Raw genomic sequence first — 4973 nt, 5'->3', positions numbered from 1 at the left:
ACGCGCCCGCGGAGCTGCGCTACGCGCTCGTCGCTCACCTGCACGCGGTCGCGCCGTGGGGCGTGACGGTGGAGACGAGCGCCGGCGAGCTCGGATCGCCCTTCAGCGCGGACACCTCGGGCGCGGCGTTCCGCGTGCTGAGCGATGCCCTCACCGATGCCTACGACGGGGTCGAGACGGTGACCGCGGGCGGCGGCGGATCGATCCCCCTCACGAGCACGCTCGCCGGGATCAACCCGGCGGCCGAGATCCTGCTGCTCGGCGTCCTCGAACCGGACTGCCGGATCCACTCGACCAACGAGAGCGTCCACCCGGAGGAGATCCGGCGCATCGCCCTGGGCGAGGCGCTCTTCCTCGGCAGGCTGGGCGAACGCAGCCGCTGAACCTGCCGAGCCACAGAGCCGCAGAGCCGCAGCGCCGCCGATTCCGGCGCAATGGGGCGGCGGATCCGCGGTCCACGGGTGCCGAGGGCTCCCGGATCGAGGGGCCGCGAGCCCGGCTGTCTGGGAATCCGCTAGACCAGGTTTGCGATGTAACGGAACGGTAACGTACTATCGAGGGATACGCCTTTTGGGGCGTATGGGGGTCTATCTGCGTCGAACCGTGTTCGACGCCGTCCGAAATCGTGAGCAGGAGAACGAGTGGCACGTCCTACGAAGCCCGTCATCGTGGCACTGGTCTCATCCGTGCTCTTCTCTTTCGGCGCGGTTCCGGCCGCCGCGGCGGTCCCGACGCAGGACTTCTCTCAGGTATCGGCAGCCCCGGCTTCCACTCAGTCGCTCGACGCCAAGGTCGCGACGATCAGCGACCAGTCGCTCGACGCGCTCACCGCGATGAGCGCCCTTGCGAACACCCCGCACAGCTACGACGTGGACGCCGCGATCGCGCTCGCCGAGAGCGAGGTCGGCACGAGCCGTGCGACCGGCTGGAACCAGCCGGGCGAGTGCATCTCGTCGGTGCACCGCTGGGTCACCTCCGGAGGCGCGGCGTGGACCGGCAGCGGGGACCCCGTGAACAGCTACCAGGGCGCCACCCGGCTGACCATTGCCGACGCGCAGCCCGGCGACATCGTCCAGTACGAGCATCTCGACTTCCCGACGTCCTGGGTGTCGGGCGTGCACACGCTGCTCATCACCGAGAAGCACGACGACGGCACGTTCACCATCATCCAGTCGAACGTCCCCACCGGCAGCGGCCTGGTCACCAAGGAGACCGCGTGGGTCCCCGAGCCCCCCGAGGGCTTCCAGGCCGTCGTCTGGCGCTTCTGACCCAGCGCAGGGAGGCGACCGGCCGACCGAGCCGTCGGCGCGAACCTCGCTCGTAGGCTCTTAGCCCCACCCGGCAGCGCAACCGCCGGCGGCGGTGCACCCGGCGGCGCGGTGCACCCGGCGGCGCCGGGTTTCACCGTGCGGACGACACCAGCGCCTGCACCGTCTCCAGCAGCCGCTCCGCCGAGCGCCGCCACGAGAAACTCCGCGCATGCGCCGTACCGGCCGCGACGAGCGCAGCACGAGTCTCGTCGTCGTCCAGCGAGCGCACCGCAGCCGCGAACGCGGCCGGATCCTCCGCAGGCACGAAGACGGCGCCGTCACTCGCCACCTCGCGGAAGATCTCGAGGTCGCTGACGACCGCGGGCACCCCGAACGCGAGCGCCTCGGCGATCGGCAACCCGTAGCCCTCGTCCAGGCTGAGCGTGGCGAGCACGGCCCGATCGTCGAGCAGCGCCGCGTACTCGGCATCACTGACGCCGTCGTGGAACACGATCCGCGCCCCGGCGGGGGCGAGCGCCTCGAGCTCGCGACGGCGATCCGCGCTGATCCGACTCAGCAGGTGCAGCGTGTGCTCGGGCAGGCCGGCCAGCCCGCGCACGAGCGTCTCGACGTTCTTGTACGGCATGAAGGAGCCCATGTAGACGACGTTCCGCGGCGGCTCCGACGAGCGTGCGGACGACCTCGCCGACGACCCCGTCGATGGCGGCTCGGATGACTGGGCGGATGACGGTCCAGACGACACGGCCGAGCCGCGATCCGACCCCGTCTCCCCCGCAGGCAGCAGCTCCGCGAGGTCCTGCGGCGCATTCGCGATCACGACGACGGGCCGCTTCGTCAGCCGCACCGCGGCGAACTGACGGCGGCTGGTCTCGCTCACGGTCGCGACAACGTCGGCTCGATTCAGCACGAGCCGCTGCGGCAGGTAGCTCAGGTGGAACAGCCGCCAGCCGAACCGCACGGCCGCGGGCAGGTCGCGCGGCGGGGTGCGATGCCGATAGTAGATCGTGTCGTGCAGGGTGAGGATCAGCCGGAAGCGCCGCCCGAGCGAGCCGATGGTCTGCATCGGCGAGAACACCGCGTCGGGCCGGTGGCGGTTGAGGATCAGCGCCGTGAACGGCTCGCGCCACGAGGTGGGGGCGTGGATCGTGAGCGTCCGCGCGCCCTCCGGCAGCGAGGCGCGCTGCGCCTCGTCGTGGATGAGGAAGACGACGTCGAGACCAGCGCCCGACGCCGCGTCCTGCACAGCCGCGTCCTGCACAGCCCGCGCAAGCTCGGCCGAGAACCGGCTGATGCCGTCGTGGAAGTCGGTGCGGATGTAGCGCGCGTCGAAGAGAAGGCGCGTCGGCCGCCCGGCGGATCCTGTGCTCATCGTGCCGCCCGGCTACTCCGGGACCGGTTCGCCGCGGTAGAGCGCCTCAAAGGTGTCGAGGGTGCGGTTGATGTCGTGGACGGCGACGCCGGAGAGCGACGCGTTCTGCATCCGGAGCCACTCCTCGTGCGGAGCGGTGAGCACCTCGGTGAGTCGGTCCGCCAGCTGCGCATCGTTGTCGGGTTCGAAGAGGTAGCCGTTCTCGCCGTCGTGCACGAGATGCGGCAGCGCGACCGCGTCGGCGGCGATCACCGGCAGGCCGGATGCCATCGCCTCGAGCGTGGCGATGGATTGCAGCTCGGCGATCGACGAGATGACGAATACCGAGGCGCTCGAGTAGGCCTCAATGAGCTGCGGGTCGTCCAGCCTGCCGTGGAAGGTGACGCGGTCCTGCAGCGCGAGCCGCTGGGTGAGCTGCTCGAGGTGCTTGAGCTGGTCGCCGCCGCCGATCACGTCGTAGCGCACGTCGAGCGCGGGATCGAGCCGGGCGAGCGCGTGCAGAGTGACGTCGACGCGTTTCTCGGTGGTGAGCCGGCCGACGAACAGCACGCGGCGCTGCTCGCGCGGGCTCGGATCCGGCCGGTAGTTGCGGCGATCGATGCCGCAGCTGATCGGGATGACCCCGGTGATGTCGACCGTGCGCTCGAGGAACTCCGCGGCGCGACGGGTCGGCGTGGTCACGGCGCGCGCCATCCGGAACGTGCGCAGCGCGTCGTCCCAGGCGAGCTTGAGCACGAGCTTGTCGATGAGCGGCGGCATCACGGTGAAGTCGAGGATGTTCTCGGCCATCACGTGGTTCGTCGCCACGATGGGGATGCCGCGGCGGCGGGCGATCCTGGCGAGCCCCCGGCCGATCACGATGTGGGACTGGATGTGGACCACGTCGGGCTGCACCGCGCTCAGCACCTTGCGCGCGTAGTGCTTGGAGCGCCACGGCCAGACGAAGCGAAGCCAGTCGTGCGGGAGCCAGCGCACCGCGGGCAGGCGGTGCACGGTCATGGGCTGCCCCTCGATGACCTCCGTGGCCGCCCGGTAGCGCCGGTAGCGCTGCGCGGGGGCGATGATGTGCACGTCGTGGCCGCGCTCGACGAGCCCGGCGGCGAGCCGTTCGGAGAATCTGGCCGCGCCGTTGACGTCGGGCGCGAAGGTGTCGCACCCGATGAGGATGCGCAGTCGGTCGGGGCGATCGTTAGGGCTCACGGGGGGCGGGCGTCCTTCGGTCGGGGAGTCCGCCGATCGCGGACCGGGTACAGTCTATTCGCTGAGATCGGGGACGGTCTCGCGCTGCGCCGGGGACGACCTGAATGATGCGTTCACGCGCTGTGCATTTGATCACTATGCGTTCGATATCTGGCTTTTCCCACTTGCGCCGAGCACGCTTGACCGGTGCCCAAGTACCATTCCGCCGCAGCCGCCGAGATCGGCCGACGGATCCGGGCCGCCCGGCAGGAGCTCGGTGTCTCGCTCGAGGATCTCGGCGAGCTCGCGGAGGTGAACTGGACCACGATCGGCAAGATCGAGCGCGGAGCATCGAGCCCGACGGTGGAGTCGCTGATCCGCATCGCGACGGCGCTCGAGGTGGATCCGGGTGCGTTCGTCACCGGCATCTCGGCCGCCCAGTACGGGGGACGCCCGCATCAGCTGACGGCGCGCGACTTCATCGCGGCCCGACGCGAGCAGGGCGGTACGCGCCGCACGGCCGGGTAGAGCACTACCCGCTCGCCGGCCCCGACCGCCCGATGAACCGCGGCACCCACCGCCAGAAGCCGAGTGCGCCGAGCAGCGCGATCGCACCCATCGCTCCCGTGGCCACCGCGAGCGTCGAGATCGCCGCGATGGCCGAGAAGAGCACCGGCGCCGCGGCGCCGCCCGCATCCGTCAGCGTGCGCCACGAGCTGAGAAAGGGCGCCGGATCGTGCCGCGGCGCGAGATCCGCCCCGAGGGTGAGGAGGATCCCGCTCGACAGCCCGTTGCCCACGCCGATCACCGCTGCGAGCATGGCGAACCACATCGACGCATCCGGCAGCTCGTGGGTGAAGGCCAGGAACAGGAACCCGGCGCCGATCAGCAGCATCGCGGGCAGCGAGGCCCAGAGCCGGCCGAAGCGATCCATGACCTGGCCGCTCGCGTAGAAGAGCGCGAAGTCGATCGCCCCGGCGATGCCGACGACGAGCGAGATCGTGTGCGCCTCGAGCCCGAGCGAGAGCCCCCACAGCGGCAGTACGACCTGGCGCGCCGAGCGCACGGCCGCGAGCGAAGCCGCGGTGAGCCCCAGCCGCGAGAGGACTCGCCGGTGGCGCGCCATGGTGCGGAACACCCCCTCGCTCCGCTGC

The 4973-nt window shown here is 70.9% G+C and carries 5 protein-coding genes and 1 pseudogene; 3 read left to right on the top strand and 3 right to left on the bottom strand.

All coding sequences use genetic code 11. From position 1 onward, the window contains the following. Positions 1–383, top strand: a pseudogene (locus ACFPZL_RS09975) (dipeptidase); the annotation flags it as partial. Between the two features lie 258 nt (positions 384–641). After that, positions 642–1268, top strand: coding sequence for a lipase (locus ACFPZL_RS09970; protein ID WP_236022060.1), 627 nt, complete (start codon positions 642–644; stop codon positions 1266–1268). 133 nt (positions 1269–1401) lie between these two features. Here the strand turns inward: ACFPZL_RS09970 and ACFPZL_RS09965 are convergent, their stop codons facing one another. Together ACFPZL_RS09965 and ACFPZL_RS09960 are read right to left on the bottom strand one after the other, a co-directional pair. Next, entirely contained in the window at positions 1402–2640 is a 1239-nt protein-coding gene (locus tag ACFPZL_RS09965) for a glycosyltransferase (protein WP_218115485.1), read from the bottom strand. 12 nt (positions 2641–2652) lie between these two features. Continuing rightward, positions 2653–3840 (bottom strand): glycosyltransferase, encoded by a 1188-nt coding sequence (locus tag ACFPZL_RS09960; RefSeq protein ID WP_218115483.1) that lies wholly within the window; start codon positions 3838–3840, stop codon positions 2653–2655. Between the two features lie 186 nt (positions 3841–4026). Here ACFPZL_RS09960 and ACFPZL_RS09955 point away from each other — a divergent pair, with 186 nt between their 5' ends. Further along, positions 4027–4347 carry a helix-turn-helix domain-containing protein gene (locus ACFPZL_RS09955; protein ID WP_218115481.1) on the top strand — a complete coding sequence of 107 codons (321 nt, stop codon included), beginning with the start codon at positions 4027–4029 and terminating at the stop codon, positions 4345–4347. Positions 4348–4351: 4 nt separating this feature from the next. Here ACFPZL_RS09955 and ACFPZL_RS09950 read toward each other — a convergent pair. Beyond that, on the bottom strand, positions 4352–4973 hold a 622-nt coding region (locus tag ACFPZL_RS09950; RefSeq protein WP_382335272.1), incomplete at its 5' end, for an MFS transporter.

Source organism: Leucobacter soli (genome assembly GCF_042659205.1).
In the GTDB taxonomy this organism is placed as follows: Bacteria; Actinomycetota; Actinomycetes; order Actinomycetales; family Microbacteriaceae; genus Leucobacter; species Leucobacter soli.
The sequence above is the reverse complement of the archived record's forward strand: the minus strand, read 5'-3'. Positions and strand labels throughout refer to the sequence as shown.